Raw genomic sequence first — 15,324 nt, forward strand, 5'->3', positions numbered from 1 at the left:
AGTATAACTAGGGTCTTGGGATAAACCTTTATTTTGTGGATTATTTAAATGATAGATCATTAAATTTCTTTGTGACGGATTAATTTAAACCACTTCCAATCTTTTTTCTATACAATTATATTATGTCTAGCAAGTTTTTGATTTTTTTTAAGTTTTTGATTAATATATTTACATCTTCCATGTTATTATAGATGCCAATAGAAATTCTAATAGTGCTTAAATGATTTATTTTTTGAACAATTAAGTTTGCGCAATGTTTTCCTGTTCTTATATAAATATTTTGTTTAGCTAAAAAATTTTCTATGTCGTGAGCATGAATATTATCAAAATTAAAAAGAATAATGTTATTATTACTGCTATTTGAATTTAGAACCTTGATTTTCGGTATTTCTTTTAATTTGATGCTAATACTATTAGTAATATTTTGGTTATGTTTTTGAATATTTTCAAATCCTATTTTTTCTATAAATTCTAAACTTTTTTTAAAAGCAATGATACCTCCTATGTTAGGAGTACCAGATTCAAATTTATTAGGTAAATTATTTAGAATAAATTTTTGTTTACTGACTTCTTGGATGCTTCCACCACCAATTATAGAAGGCATATATTTATTAAGAAGTTTTTTTTTGCCAAAAAGAACACCTACTCCAAAAGGCCCATACATTTTGTGGGCTGAAAAAGCCATAAAATCAATATCTAAATTTTTTACATTCAAAGGGAAATGTGCCGCTGATTGAGCAGCATCTAAAATAACCAAAATGTTTTTTCTATGAGCTATCTTAGTTATAGTTTTAATAGGTGTTTCATAATCGGGATAGAATTAATGCGTTCGTACCATTTATAATGGTCCATTACATGTAAGCCCCCCACACCACCGTACAAGCAAATTTCTAAGCATACGGCGGTTGAGTAAGTAAAATTACTCTTTCTCTTTCGCCTTGTGAATGGCTTTCCCATTCGCCTTGGTCGGTCAGTGCATCTAAATATTCCAATTTAAACTTTGAATTTCCGACGACTACTATGATGCTGCTTTATCCTTGCCTCCATATTTATTATGTTTTAACCTTTTATATAAAAATAGGTTAAAGGGTTAGGATGATAGAAGTTACTCTGAAAATCCACCGTAAACGACTTTAGGGCAGATAACCTTGACTTAGTTAAAGATTAATATTTAGTAATCAGAAATATAAGATTTTATAAGCAAGGTAGGTCTTGAGTTGAGCCATTGAGTAAATGGTGATAATTTTATATGACTTAGGATGTCAAAACATATAAAAGCCTCAAGATTTAGCAATATAACAGTTATGCTTAAATAAATAATATTTATTCCATTTATACTGTTAGTGTCATGAATTGACATTCACCATGGTCGTTTTTCAGCTTGCATCGCTTAAGGTTTAACTGCTTTTACCTTACGTCACTTTTCAATTCTGCTATAATCTCATTACTTTCGTTTATGAGACCAAACTGATGCTGCGTGATATTATCACAATCACTGCTATTGGTTAAATAGCTAGATTTTCAGGTATCTTTCTCGCCCTCCTAAGGTATTAGAAATATGAGTTAAAGCTATTATTTTGGTTTTATCTGATAAAACTTTTTCAAAGTTAGAAATTGTTATTTGATTATTATGATCTAAAGGAATAAAAACTAATTTAGCTTTTTTTTCTTGAGATATTTTCATCCAAGGCAATAAAGAAGAATTGTGTTCTAACTCAGAAGTAATTATTTCATCTTCTGGTTTAATATTTTTACTTAGTATTTGGGCTAAAATATTTAAAGATTCTGTAGCCCCCTTAGTAAAAATAATCTCTTCTGGTAAGGAATTGATAAAATGAGCTGTTTTTATTCTTGTTTCGTTTATTAATAAGTTATTTTCTATAGATAAAGGATTTAAAGATCTTATATTTAAACCATTATAAATATAAAAATCATTTATCGCATCAATGACATTTTTAGGTTTTAATGTAGTAGAAGCCGAATCGAAATATCTTAATTCAGGATATTTTTTAAAAATAGGGAAATAATCGCGAAAACTATTATAACACATAGTATGTATATAATTTTTCGTTAAAAGTATTATATAAATCAATCAGCAAAATTTGATAAAATCATTTCTTTTAATTTCCCAGGATTTTGAACTATAATATAATCTTTTCCTGGCCCTCCATTTTCAAATAAACTTTGTTTTACTTCCTTATTTTGCAAAAAATTTTCGATGGCTTGTACTTTATATTTATCTTGTTTATTTTTTTTAGCAGCTACAATAATAGCATAAGATGCAAATGTAATGTCTGTTGGTTCGTCGTTTTCTTCTTTCCCTAACCCAATGGAACCTAGTCTAATGAAATTGACATTTGTTCTCATAAAACCAGGACAATTAATAGCTAAATCATATGCATTATGATCATTAAACAATTCTGTTATGCGCATAATATTATTAGTTTTTATAAAATTAAAATGGTAAATATTATCTATATCATTCAAATTTAAATTATAACCTTTTTGCTCAATGATTTGTTCATCTATTTTGATTAAATTTAATTTTTTCAATAATAAAAGTGAACGCGAAAAATCACAAGGAGCAGTGAATAAATCGTTAAAAGGTGCAAACAACAATCTTAAATTACAATATTTTTTAATATCTTCTAAGCAGGTAATATTTAATGGATTTTTTTTATTAGCATATAAACCATATTTAGGATGAAATAAAGGACAAATCATTTCTAATTGTTCTTCTCTATTTATTATGAAAAACTTATTATAAGCTTTCATAGTGTGAAAATTATTAGCAATATTAAAGTCAATTATTTCTTCTTTTAGGGCATCATTACAATTTATTTGGTATTTTTCTTTTAATTGATTCTCGGAAATTACTTCTAAAGCAAAACCTTCTTTATTCATTAAATGTTGCGTTTTTTGTAAAGTTGCTAAAGTAGATGGAAAATTAGTAGCTATTTTAATGATTTTATTTTTTTCCTTAATGGAAAAGTTTTTAGTTTTTATTTCTTGTTTATCATCTATCATATTGGTACCCTTTATATTTTCTTTATTTATGTTTGATTAATGTCTAACCAATTTTTGATAATTTTGTTTCTTATCAATTCAGGGTTATTGATCATAACATAATTAGTTTCGCCGTAAAAAGATTTTTGATCAACATGAAATTGTTTTACTTGCGGATCATTGAGAATTTGTTTGATTATATCTATTTGTTCGCTTGTTTCATTATCTTTTCTCGAGATCAAAGCTATTGCGTAAGATTCTACTAATTCATTTTCTGGTTCTTTATCGTCTGTAATATTAGAACCTATTCTAACAAAATTAGGATTATGATTCATAAAAGCAGGCCAATTAGCCATTAAATCAAATTCATCAGGATTTTCTTCGAATTGGCAAGGAATTTGCGATGTTTTAATGAATTGCAGTTCGTAAGGATTTTGTATATCTTCTAAACTAATATTTAATTTCTTGGTTTTGATTACAGATTCTGGAATATGAATTAGTTCTAAATTATTAAGTAATAAAAGAGATCTTGACATGTCACATGGTTGAATAAAAGAAAAAGACACTGCCAATAATACTTTTAATTTTTTATATTTTTTTACCTTGTCTAAGTTATAAAGATTCTTTTGGTTTTCTTTATTGATATATAAACCATATTTTGAATGATAAAAAGGTTGAATATAAACAAAAGTTTCTTGATTATTTTTTTTTAAATATTCGTTAAACGCTTTAAAAACATGTATATTAGTATAAATTAAACCATCAATTGTACCATTTTTTAATAAATCTATATTTTCTTCCGTCCAATTAGTTTTAATCACTTTTAAGTCAATGCCTTTGTCATAATATAGTTCTCTGGCTTTATTTAAGGTATTAATTACATCTTGAATAGGGCTAGCAATTCTAATGATTTTTTTATTTTCTCTTGAATGATTTAAATACATATTTTATTTTCAAATACCTCTTCTAATTTGGGTAAGTTGCCAAAATATTTTTTCATAAAAAAATAAATTAAAATGATTTTATATTCGCTATTATGAATATTTATCAAAAAAAGCAACTTTATATTATACATAAATTAACTTACTTTTATGAAATAATATTATGATATTATCACCTATTAAAGAATAAGTATATATAATTATTTATTACGTTAAAATTAATTCTACAAATAGATTAATTTATTTCTTCATACAATGTAGATAATAATTTAATGTGAGGGTATGTTTGTAACATTCTTGAAATAGGGCACTTTCGATGTACTTTATTGATAATTAGCTGAGTTTGTTCAAGTGATAAATGTTGAATACCACATATGAGATTGATTGCAAAATAAAAACCTTCATCATCTTTATAACTATTACATACAACTTTTACTTTAACTTCGTTAGATAAGTTGTTATTAGTTTTAAGATATTTTGTAATAGTTTTATAAAAACAAATAACTAAAGATAAACAAAATAGTTCTTTTGGATCGCTAACGTTTGCATCATTATGAAGCAAAGCTGAGACTAATTTTGTTTTAAGATTATTTTTTATAATACCCATGCTATTCAGCTTATGTTCATGATAAGCAATAATTGTTGTTTGTGACATAATTAATATACTTTACTTCCTATAATTTCTTTATTAGTAAAAAACTTTATTTACCGTTAGATAAATATACCTCTTTTAATCTAGGTTTTTTATTAACTAGATAGAATATTTTCATATTCAGTTTGTAAATAGCATGCAAAGAATTTTTTTCGTCATCTTTTAATTTAGATAAAATATTTAGATCTAAAAACTTTTTAGTTATATTAGAATTTTTGGTTAAAGGAAATGATTTATCCTTGTTATGAAAAATGGTTTTTAAAACTTCTTTTTCTAAAATTTCACAGTTAAGCAAATATTTTTCAATTTTGTGATTATAATTTACTTGATACATAACATTCATTAATACAAAGATAATTGCAACAAGAAGCGTAATTACTATAAACATATTTATACTATTCATCTTTATTTAATCTTTCATCTATTTTTTATTTCTCATAGCTGACATAACTTGTTTAATTTGTTTTTCGCTGGGATTACGACCCATTTGTTTAAACATTTCTTTAATTTGTTTTTCTGTGATAGGAGGATTTTTATCTAAATATCTTTTAATACAAATAAACATGATTAAAGCTCCTGCCATAATACCCATGCCTAATCCAAGTAACAAAAACATAATTTCAGACCAATTCATAATATTATTTCTCCTTTTTTCTTCTAAAATTAAGATTAGAAAATGTCTAAAATACATTAGAATACACAAAAATAAAGTATTTATTTACTAAATGTTAAACTTTTTCGTTTGAGAAAATATTTTTTTTATAAAACATTAACTTTTTTCTACCGTATTTTTTATTTTTAGTTAAATAAAATTTATCCATAATAGAAGGCATTAGTTTTTTATGATCTGTTTCATAAATTATCCAACTGTTATCATTGGTTATTTTATCAAAATTTACGAATAAATGTTTATACAAGATGTTTAAATCATAAAAATAAGGAGGATCCACAATAATTAGATCAAATACAAGTTTCTTAGCAATAAACATTTTCAATATTTTGAAAGCATCACTATAAAAAACTCTGGTTTGATGTCGAGATAAATTTAATTTTTGTTGATTCTTTCGAATTGTTTTATATGCTGAAAACGAATTATCTACCATATAAATTATTTTAGCATTTCTACTTAAAGCTTCAAACCCATAAGCTCCTGAACCAGAGAATAAATCTAACACAACACTGTTTTCGATAATATACCCTACTGTGTCAAATAAAGCTTTTCTTATTAAATGAGTAGAACTTTTAGTTTTGCAGGAAGGCACTAAATTCAGTTTAAATTTTTTATATTTGCCTGAGATAATACGAAGCATTCCGAACTCCCTTTTAGAAAATTAATTATAATTTCATTTTGATTTTTAAAACTTTTAAAATAGTTAATGGTTCTTTATAGTGACGAAACCCTTTAGATTGATAATAATTTAGATTATATTCTAAGAGTTGATAAACAACTTGATCCAAATTTTCAAAAGCTAATTTTCTAAAATAGTTAATCTTAGGAAAATCTCTGCTATTCTCTAGCTTATCGCTAACTAAAATAATTTTGTCTAATTTATTCATACTTTGGTGCCCCCACACATGTTTATTAATAGCATGTAAAATTTTTTTATTATGAATATTAAATTCTCTTTGTAACATTACTGAAGCACTAAAGGCATGATACATAAAAGGAGTTTGTTTATATTTAGAAATCACAAGATTACTTAATAAAGATAAATGAAATTCAAGAGGTTCATTTTTAGTATAATCATGAAACAGAGCAGCTATTTTAATAGATGTTAAATCGTTTATTTTATAAAAGTTAGCTAGTTGAATTGCCATTTGATAAACACCTAGAGTATGATTAAATCTAAGAATATCATTTTTAAATTTTGTATTTATTTTTTTAAAAATAGTTTCTATTAACATAATTAAAAAATCTTTTATTTTTCTAATTTAATAAAATTTTTAAATTTTTGTTGATACAATAGAGGGCTTTGTTTTTTGACTTTTTCAATTAAAGGTTTTTCTATTAATAACCGTTTTAATTTAGTGAAAAAAGGCTCTTTATTTCTATTTAAAGGTTTGACTAAAATGGAAATAATTTGTAGTTTATTAGCTCCTAAAATATCCGTGTGCAATTGATCTCCAATCATAACAGTTTTATTATGGTGTTCATTGACTAAATTTAAGGCTTTTATAAATCCCCAAGAATGAGGTTTTTTATAAAAAAAATTCAGATAAATATAATGCCAATCGTGTTTTAAAATTTTTCTTAATCTTTTATTTGAGGCATTCGAAATAATTACAACTTTAAAAATTTGACTAATTTTTTTTAGCAAATGTTGAGTTTTAAAATTGAAAGTGGTTTCATATGATTCTAATAATGTGTTATCTAAATCAAAAAATAATGCCTTAATATTTTTGCACAAAAACATGTTATAAGGGATATCAAAAACAGAATCATAATAAAATTGAGGCAAATATTTTTGAATATCAGATAAATTATTCATTTTATTCTATTTTTAAAATTTTGACTTTAAAATTTCGGTTTGTTTCTGTTTTAATCGATACTATATCTCCAATTTTATGTCCTTGAATACCTTGTCCAATAGGACTTTCAATAGAAATTTTATTCGCAAAAGGATCTGTTTCAAAGACCCCTACTAAATGTAAAGTACGTTCTTTCATATTATCAAGAAATTGTAAATGTACTATATTGCCTATATTAATTTCTTGATTTTCGCTAGAATGATTAATTATTTGAACATTTTTTAAAATATTTTTAATCTCCAGAATACGTGTTTCTATAACAATTTGTTCACTGCGAGCGGCACTATAATCTGCGTTTTCACTTAAGTCTCCTTGTTCTCTTGCCTCTTTAAGGGATTCTAAATTTTCATTTCTTTTAACATTAGTAAGATAATCTAGTTCTTTTTTTAATTTATCCATGCCAGACTGGGTTAATTTATAGTTTTTTTTATGCATAATATCTCCTTTTTAATTATTAAAAAGTTTATAATTTATAAAATAAATCATTATATTTATCTTTTTATGAAGATAGGAAGTTGCTTTCTCCAAGAAATGCTTAACCCATCTCCTATATTTATAAAAGTAGTTATAAAATTTGTATTTTTTTTTAAAAAGTTTTTGAAAAAAATTAATTTTTTAATAATTTTTTTAGCATTAATAGAAATATTTTCAGTATTTGCTAAATTTCTAAAATTTAAATTATCACATATGATAACCCCGTTTTTGTTTAAAAAGAGGCAATATTTGTCGAATAACTTAGTATATTGTGCCTTTGCAGCATCAATAAATATTAAATCATAATTTTGTGTTGGTTGATAAAAAAATGCTTCTGACCAGATAATTTCAATATTAAAAGGGAGTTTTTTTAAAAAGTGCAAAGCTAATTGATAATTTAGGTATTCTCTTTCAATAGTTTGAATTTTATTTATTCCATTGCTCATTGATAAAGCACTATAACCAATAGCTGTGCCTATTTCTAAAATATTAGTAAAACAATTTGTAGTAATTATTTTTTGCAACAATAAACAAGTATTATCATCAATAATAGGTATATTATTTTCTATAGCATATTTTTTTATTTTATGTAATTTTTTTTTTTTAATGTTTCTAATTTAGTAGATAGCATGTATATTTCTTTATTGACCTCTTACTTTGTTAAATATTATCTTTTTAAACATGGACCTATTTTCTTCTAAAAAGTCAAATGTTTTTGATAATTTAAAAAACTTTGTAAAATAATCATTGCGCTTACTTCGTCTTTTAATTTTGTTATTTTTTGTTTATTATAATTTTTTTGATGCATTATATTTATTGCTTGCTGAGTAGACAAGCGTTCATCCCATAAAATAACTTTTATTAAAGGAAAACTTTTTTGCATTTTCTTTTGAAACATAATACTAATTTTTGATTTTATACCTTCGCAATTATTCATATGTTTCGGATTACCCAAAATAACCATTTTAATGTTTAATTCTTCGATAGTTTTTTTAAGAGGTAATATTAAATTGGTATATTGGTGTTTGTTAAAAGTCAAAGTTTTTAAATTGTGAGCTATAAGGCCAAATCGAGAAAACGCAATTCCTAGCGTTTTTTCGCCTAAATCTAACCCTAAATAACTATTATTCATATCATTCATACAAAATATACATCCATTTTTGTTTTAATACATCTATTTTATCTAAATTAGTGCTTATACCTTGTCCAAAATGTTGATTTCCTCCTCCTTTGCCATCGATGATTTTGTTAAGACGTTTTACAAAATTTCCTGCATGTGAATTATTACTTTTGCATAAAAAAATAAAATGATCGTTTCTTTGTTGATATATACACAAAAAATCAGTTTTTAGTTTATTAAATAGATATTCCAATAAAAGTTTTAACATGTTAGTTTCTATATTGTCATCATGAATTGCTATTAACATTTGCGAGTCAGTTTTAGCTGGAATGAATTTATGGGCTTTTTGAATTATGTGTCGAATTTTTTCTTTAGTGTTTTTTTTCTTATATTTGTTAATTTTTTTTTCTAATTCATTTAAACATTCTCTAACGTCATTAATATTTTGGTAACTGTTTTTATCCACTTTTATAGAAGATATTATCTGGTTACATTCGTCTTTTTTATTTTGGTCAATGTTTTTAATCATCTGATTCCCTCTGGTTAGTAAAGATTCAATTCTTTTTTTTATTGCTGTAGTAACATTATTTTCTGTAGTTGCCTCTATTCTATAAACTCCCGATCCAATCGAATCATAAGATAGAATAGCAAATTGCTTTAAATCAAAAGTATTTGTAGCATGTGTCCCACCGCATAATTGAGTTGAGATGCCTTGAATTGTTACCACTCTAACAGTGTCGCTATAATTTGTATTTTCGAGAACTTGTGCTTTTATCTTTTGTGCTTCTGCAAAAGACATGCTATTAACAGTAACAGGTAATTGTTGTTTAATCCAGCTATTTACCTGATTTTCAATTTTAATTAATTCTGACAAGGATAAATTTTGATAATAATTAAAATCAAATTTTAATTCTCTATCATTTAATTTAGACCCTTGTTGTTGTATACTATCTGTTAAAACTACTCTTAATGCTTCGTGCAAAAGGTGAGTTGCTGTATGATTTAATGAAGTTTGATATCTTTTAACTTTGTTTACCGATGCTGTTACCTTTTGATTTTTGGTAAATTTATTAACGATACAATGTAAAAATTGACCATGAGGCAATTTGATTACTTTAGTAACAGGTAGATTATTAATAGTGCCCTCATCAGATATTTGACCTCCCATTTCTGCGTAGAAAGGAGTTTTTTCTAAAACAATACCTTGATCAAAAACTGCAATAACTTTTGTTTGAGTTTCTAAACATTTATAACCAATAAATTCACTTAAAGCTTTAAAATCTAAAAAATCTTGCTTTATTGGCACTTTTAAGTTTTTTCTTTTTTTATTAATATATGATGCTTCTTTTTGTTTTTTTAATAAAGATTCAAATTGACTTGTTTCTACCGAAATCTGATTTTTTTTAGCATAGTCTAAAATAACTTCTTTAGGCACCCCATAAGTATCATAAAGTTTAAAAAAATTTGTGGATGATAATTGAGGTTGATGTTTTATCATTTCTAGAAATTTTGTTTCTCCTTCTTGGAGATTAAATAAAAATTTTTCTTCTTCCTTTTGGATTATTTGTTGAATTATATTTATTTTTGTTTTTAAGTAAGGATAAAAATCACTCATCATATTTCCTACAGTGGGTACTAATTGAAATAAAAAAGGTTTCTTAAATCCTAATATTTCTCCTTTTAGAAACGCACGTCTTAATATTTTTTTTAAAATATAACCTCTGCCTGTGTTAGATAAAATAACTCCATCTCCTATCCCAAAAACTAAAGTTTTAATATGATCAGCAATTATTTTAAAAACTTCATTACCTGTATAATATTTTTCGCTTAAATTTTCAATTTTTTGTATTATGGGAAAAAAAAGATCAGTTTCAAAATTAGTTTGTTTATTCTGTAATATACATGCTAAGCGTTCTAATCCAGCTCCTGTGTCAATATTTTTTTGTGGTAATTCGCGATAATTTAGAAGAGATGTTTCGTTGGCACAATAATATTGAGAGAAAACAATATTCCAAATTTCGATAAAACGATTGTTTTCTATGTTTTGAGTTATTAGTTTTTGGTCTCTTATATCATATTCGAAACCGCGATCAAAGAAAATTTCTGTGCAAGGACCACAAGGGCCTTCGCCTATCTTCCAAAAATTATTATTTAAAGAAATTAGATGAGAAGGATGAATACCTTCTTTTAGCCAAAAATCACGTGTTTCTGTATCTTGATCAAAATAAGTAATATATAGTTTTTTTCGAGGTAAAGCTAAAAAGTTTTTTGATGTTAAAAATTCATAAGCTAAGCTAATAGCTTCTTTTTTAAAATAATCTCCTATTGAAAAATTTCCTAACATTTCAAAAAAAGTATGATGTCTTGAGGTTTTACCAACATTTTCGATATCGCTAGTTCTTAAACATTTTTGAATATTAACTATTTTTCGAAAATGAATAGGTTCTGAGCCATTAAAATATTTTTTTAAAGGGACAATGCCTGCATTAACCCATAATAAAGTAGGGTCATTATCTGGTATTAAAGGTGCTGATGGTACTATATGATGCTTTTTTTGGGAAAAAAAATTTAACCACATTTTACGAATTTTCCAAGAAGTTATTTTTTGCATAATATTTTCCTTGTATTTAGACATTATTTCCTAATTAAAAATAGTTCACAATTATTTTATTTCTTTATATTTTTATTTTTAATTATTATCCTTTTTTTTCTTAGTTAGAATTAATCTTTTTTTATAATAACCACTATTCATAGTAACACGATGAGGCAGAGTAAAATTATTGGTTTCTGGACATAAAACCAAATTTGGTTTGTTTAATTTGTAATGTGTTCGTCTTTTTCTTTTTGCAGTTTTACTAGTTCTTCTAAATGGGACAGCCATTTTTTATAATCTCCTTTTTTTGTGTTATTCAATACAAAAATATTATTTTTGTATTGAATAACACAAAAATCTTTATTATCTTTAATTTTAAAAAAATTATAAAACATAAGTGGTGTTTGAGAAGGGATTCGAACCCCCAACCAACGGCTTAGAAGGCCGTTGCTCTATCCTATTGAGCTACTCAAACATTTAAAACAACTTATATTATACTTGAAATAGCTTTTTTTAAATAACTTTTCCCCTTTTTAGAAAAAACTTTTACTAAAATGTTTAATACAATTGAGATAAAAAAATAACAAAAAAACCTTTATTTCTGCAATACTTTGAAAAAAATATAATTGATTTTATCAAAAAAGATATAATGCTTGATAATAACAAAATTATTCTTTTGTAACCAGATTATTAAGTAATGAATTTTGCTCTGACAACCTAATAAAAAATATTTTCCAGGATAAAAAGATTTTTTCAAAATATTAATAATAGTATAAGCTCCCATCCCACATATTATAGCTAAGTCAAAATCAACTTGAATTTGTTGAAAACCATCGCTGAGATAAAAATCAACAGGATAATTTTTTAAGTTTCGTTGAGCATTCTCTAATGGTTTTAGATTTATATCAACAGCAATGCCTCTTTGAATATACCTTAAATCAAGAGCTTTTTTTAAAACTAAACCATGATCTGTGCCAATATCTAAAACTGTTTCATACCCTTTGAGCAAAGAAACAATAAAAAGAATTCTCTTCATTTTTTATGAATATTTTTATATAACATTTTTAATTTGTTTTGTCTTGATGGCGATCTTAGACGTCTTAAAGCTTTAGCCTCTATTTGTCTTATTCTTTCTCGAGTTACTCCTAGTTTAGCCCCTACTTCTTCGAGCGTGTGAATACGATTATCATCATCTAAAATGCCATATCTCATTTTTAATACTAACTGTTCCCGCGGCGATAAGGCTTCTTCTAAAGACTCTTCTAAAGTTTTTTTCAATGTTTCTTGTAACATATAATCATGTGGCGAAATAGCGTTTGGATCACTAATAAAATCTCCCAAAGAAGAATCATCTTCATCTCTGATAGATGTTTCTAAAGAAATAGTTTCTTTTTCAACTATTTGTAGTTCAGTTATTTTTTCAGTCTTAACTTTCATAAATTTAGCAATATCACTATTTTCAGCCTTCCTCTTGAGTATTTCTGTTAATTTACCTCTCAAACGAGAAATTTTATTTAGTGCATCTGATATATGGACTGGATGTCTAACAGTTCTTGATTGATCTGCAACTGCTCTAGTAATTGATTGTTTTATCCACCAATAGGCATAAGTAGCAAATTTGAAGCCTTTAGTATAATCAAATTTTTCTACAGCTCTCATTAATCCCATGTTGCCTTCTTGAATCAAATCTAGAAATTTAATTTTTCTACCTATATAAAGTTTAGCTACTGACACCACTAAGCGATAATTTGCTTCAATTAATTTATTTTTAGCTATATTAGCTTTTTCTATCATTTTTTTATTCATTTCAATTTGTTCTGGCGTTAAAGTGATTTCTTGATTAAAATATTTATTTAGTTGTTTTTTAGCTTGAACTCCGCTATATACCATTTTTGTTTTTTCTTTTTCTTCTTGTAAAGTTAATAAAGGTATTTGGCCAATTTCTTTTAAATACATTTTAACCGGATCGTCAACTTTAATATTATTAGAAATTTTTTTTAAGCTTAAACTTTCTTTTGCTTCTGCTTTATTTTCTATTTCCAACTCATTTATATCTATTTTTAAATTTAAGTTGTTTAAATTATTTTTTTTCTTTTTATTACCTATTTTTATCTCTTGATTATCTTTTTTCTGCGTTTTTTTATTATTTATATTTAAATATTTCCAAATTTTTTGGTCCAATGAATTTGGTTTTTTTAAAAAATTATTAATCAGTTTAAGTTTTTTTTTCCATTGTACAATTATTTCCGGATTTTGAGTTTTATATAATTTTTTAATTAATTTTATACAATTCATGGTCATCTCCCGCAGATTTTAATTTTAATAATTCTTTTTGTTTGATTTTGATTTTTGCTATTAATTCTTGATAATTACGTTGATCTTCTTCATTTAAAACATCATCTTGTAGCTTTTGTAGTGTTTTTTTGAGTTCTTCTAATTCTTCTTTTTTTTGTATAATTAAATTTTTTTGTAAACAAAAATAAAATTTATTTAAATCTACCTGGCTTTGGATTCTTATTTTGTTTTTGAATAAGATGTTATTTTTAATATCTAATAATAAACGATAAACATCGAATTGGTAAGATAATTTAGTCAAAAAAATATCATAAATAGTAGTAAATTTATCTATATCAACCCCATTCTGAATTTCCTCTTCTTCGGCATGTTGATCATAATATTCTTCTACTTTATTAAGTAAATCTATAATATTAACGTTAGTTAGAACATAGTCATAAATATCATCTTTAATAAATTTTAAGTATTCTTGGCTTAAAAATATTTCAGTTAAAAGATCTCTTTCGGTAAAATTTTTTCTTTGAACAAACTGAACAGAATCATAGGCATACTTTTGTTTCATTATCCGAAGATGGTCTGTATTGTTTAAATTAGTGCATTTTTGAATGTGGTTATTTTCTAATGATATAAAAATATGATATTTTTTATATATTTCTTGTTGGTAATATTTTTGGTTTTCTAAATCATAATGTTTCATTAATTTAAAAATTTGTTGTTCTATTTCTTTATTATTATGGTTTTGTCTTTTTGATTCTTCTATCATATAAAAGAGATAATCTTGCGTTTTTTCTATTAATGTTGAATAATTAAATTTCATTTTTTCGCATCTATCTTGAATATATACATCAGGATCTAAGCTATCTTTTAAGAAAAGTATTCTAATCTGAAAATTATTTTTATTTAACAATTGAGATATTTTTTGCGCAGCTTCTCTGCCTGCTCTATCGCCATCATATGCAATAATTATTTTTTTAGTATATTTTTTTAATAATTGGATTTGTAGCAAACTTAATTGAGTCCCTAAAGTGGCAACAACGTTTGTGATATTAATTTTATGAAAAGCCATAACGTCGAAAATTCCTTCACATAAAATAATTTCTTTTTTTTGCCGAATTACTTCTTTACTTTCGCATAAATTGTATAATAAATTATTTTTTTTAAATAGAATATTTTCTTTATTAAATAAGTATTTAACGTTGCTTTTTCTTTGTTCTTGAATAATTCGTCCTGTAAAACCTATTATATTTCCGATTTCATCAGTTAAAGGAAACATGATACGATCTTGAAAAAAATCTAAATATTCTTTTTGATTTTTTTGTTCTTGAACCAAACCTAATGTGATAAGATCCTTTAAAGCAAACCCTTTTTGCAGTAAATAATCTTTTAAAGCGTGAGCATGATTATGTGCATATCCTAAACCAAATTTCTTAATTAATGTTAAATTTAATTTTCTTTTATGAAAAAGATAGTTTTCTAAATAATGACCTTTAATATTTTCAATAATATATTTTAAAGCAGTTTGAAAATATTCTTGGGTAGTTTTTAAAACGCTTAATAATACATTATTTGGTAATCGAGTATGTTGTTGAGGCAAATTTAAATTAAATTTTTGACATAATTCTTCGATAGTTTTTTCGATGGAGATGTTTTTTAATTGGCGCCAAAAATTAACTGGCCCACCTCCTTTATGACAAGACATACAAAAAGCAATATT

The 15,324-nt window shown here is 25.0% G+C and carries 18 protein-coding genes and 1 tRNA gene; all 19 read right to left on the reverse strand.

What is annotated here, in order from left to right; translation table 11 throughout:
- Positions 1-115 precede the first annotated feature (115 nt).
- The gene (locus tag OC680_RS01980) at positions 116-796 is read right to left on the reverse strand and encodes an aminotransferase class V-fold PLP-dependent enzyme (protein WP_304515461.1); all 681 of its coding nucleotides are present in this window, start codon (positions 794-796) and stop codon (positions 116-118) included.
- A gap of 717 nt (positions 797-1,513) precedes the next feature.
- A complete protein-coding gene (locus OC680_RS01985) occupies positions 1,514-2,050 on the reverse strand; it encodes an aminotransferase class V-fold PLP-dependent enzyme (RefSeq protein WP_304515445.1) in 537 nt (178 codons plus the stop codon).
- Between the two features lie 38 nt (positions 2,051-2,088).
- Complete coding sequence (locus OC680_RS01990; RefSeq protein WP_304515446.1) at positions 2,089-3,027, reverse strand: metal ABC transporter substrate-binding protein; 939 nt, start codon at positions 3,025-3,027, stop codon at positions 2,089-2,091.
- 26 nt (positions 3,028-3,053) lie between these two features.
- A complete protein-coding gene (locus OC680_RS01995) occupies positions 3,054-3,950 on the reverse strand; it encodes a MetQ/NlpA family ABC transporter substrate-binding protein (protein ID WP_304515447.1) in 897 nt (298 codons plus the stop codon).
- Between the two features lie 232 nt (positions 3,951-4,182).
- A complete protein-coding gene (locus tag OC680_RS02000) occupies positions 4,183-4,602 on the reverse strand; it encodes an OsmC family protein (RefSeq protein ID WP_304515448.1) in 420 nt (139 codons plus the stop codon).
- A 46-nt stretch (positions 4,603-4,648) separates the two neighbouring features.
- Positions 4,649-5,002, reverse strand: a complete 354-nt coding sequence (locus OC680_RS02005) for a hypothetical protein (protein ID WP_304515449.1) — start codon at positions 5,000-5,002, stop codon at positions 4,649-4,651.
- A gap of 18 nt (positions 5,003-5,020) precedes the next feature.
- Positions 5,021-5,233, reverse strand: coding sequence for a YneF family protein (locus tag OC680_RS02010; protein ID WP_304515450.1), 213 nt, complete (start codon positions 5,231-5,233; stop codon positions 5,021-5,023).
- 94 nt (positions 5,234-5,327) lie between these two features.
- Positions 5,328-5,909, reverse strand: coding sequence for a 16S rRNA (guanine(966)-N(2))-methyltransferase RsmD (gene rsmD, locus OC680_RS02015; RefSeq protein ID WP_304515451.1), 582 nt, complete (start codon positions 5,907-5,909; stop codon positions 5,328-5,330).
- Positions 5,910-5,934: 25 nt separating this feature from the next.
- Positions 5,935-6,504, reverse strand: a complete 570-nt coding sequence (gene yqeK, locus OC680_RS02020; protein WP_304515452.1) for a bis(5'-nucleosyl)-tetraphosphatase (symmetrical) YqeK — start codon at positions 6,502-6,504, stop codon at positions 5,935-5,937.
- Between the two features lie 14 nt (positions 6,505-6,518).
- A complete protein-coding gene (locus OC680_RS02025) occupies positions 6,519-7,088 on the reverse strand; it encodes a YqeG family HAD IIIA-type phosphatase (protein ID WP_304515453.1) in 570 nt (189 codons plus the stop codon).
- A gap of 1 nt (position 7,089) precedes the next feature.
- Complete coding sequence (gene greA, locus OC680_RS02030; RefSeq protein WP_304515454.1) at positions 7,090-7,563, reverse strand: transcription elongation factor GreA; 474 nt, start codon at positions 7,561-7,563, stop codon at positions 7,090-7,092.
- Between the two features lie 56 nt (positions 7,564-7,619).
- On the reverse strand, positions 7,620-8,219 hold the full coding sequence (locus tag OC680_RS02035; protein WP_304515462.1) for an O-methyltransferase: 600 nt from the start codon (positions 8,217-8,219) through the stop codon (positions 7,620-7,622).
- 80 nt (positions 8,220-8,299) lie between these two features.
- Positions 8,300-8,743, reverse strand: coding sequence for a Holliday junction resolvase RuvX (ruvX, locus tag OC680_RS02040; RefSeq protein WP_304515455.1), 444 nt, complete (start codon positions 8,741-8,743; stop codon positions 8,300-8,302).
- The gene (gene alaS / locus OC680_RS02045) at positions 8,736-11,357 is read right to left on the reverse strand and encodes an alanine--tRNA ligase (protein WP_304515456.1); all 2,622 of its coding nucleotides are present in this window, start codon (positions 11,355-11,357) and stop codon (positions 8,736-8,738) included. Before alaS ends, ruvX begins: the two co-directional genes overlap by 8 nt.
- A 54-nt stretch (positions 11,358-11,411) precedes the next feature.
- Positions 11,412-11,603 carry a 50S ribosomal protein L32 gene (gene rpmF / locus OC680_RS02050; RefSeq protein ID WP_304515457.1) on the reverse strand — a complete coding sequence of 64 codons (192 nt, stop codon included), beginning with the start codon at positions 11,601-11,603 and terminating at the stop codon, positions 11,412-11,414.
- Between the two features lie 110 nt (positions 11,604-11,713).
- Positions 11,714-11,790: transfer RNA gene (locus OC680_RS02055), tRNA-Arg, on the reverse strand.
- Between the two features lie 120 nt (positions 11,791-11,910).
- Entirely contained in the window at positions 11,911-12,351 is a 441-nt protein-coding gene (locus OC680_RS02060) for a tRNA (adenine(22)-N(1))-methyltransferase TrmK (RefSeq protein WP_304515458.1), read from the reverse strand.
- Entirely contained in the window at positions 12,348-13,610 is a 1,263-nt protein-coding gene (locus OC680_RS02065; protein WP_304515459.1) for a sigma-70 family RNA polymerase sigma factor, read from the reverse strand. Before OC680_RS02065 ends, OC680_RS02060 begins: the two co-directional genes overlap by 4 nt.
- On the reverse strand, positions 13,588-15,324 hold a 1,737-nt coding region (locus OC680_RS02070), incomplete at its 5' end, for a toprim domain-containing protein (protein WP_304515460.1). The genes OC680_RS02070 and OC680_RS02065, both read right to left, overlap by 23 nt.

The organism is Candidatus Phytoplasma melaleucae, from assembly GCF_030588185.1.
GTDB classification, from domain to species: Bacteria; Bacillota_I; Bacilli_A; order Acholeplasmatales; family Acholeplasmataceae; genus Phytoplasma; species Phytoplasma melaleucae.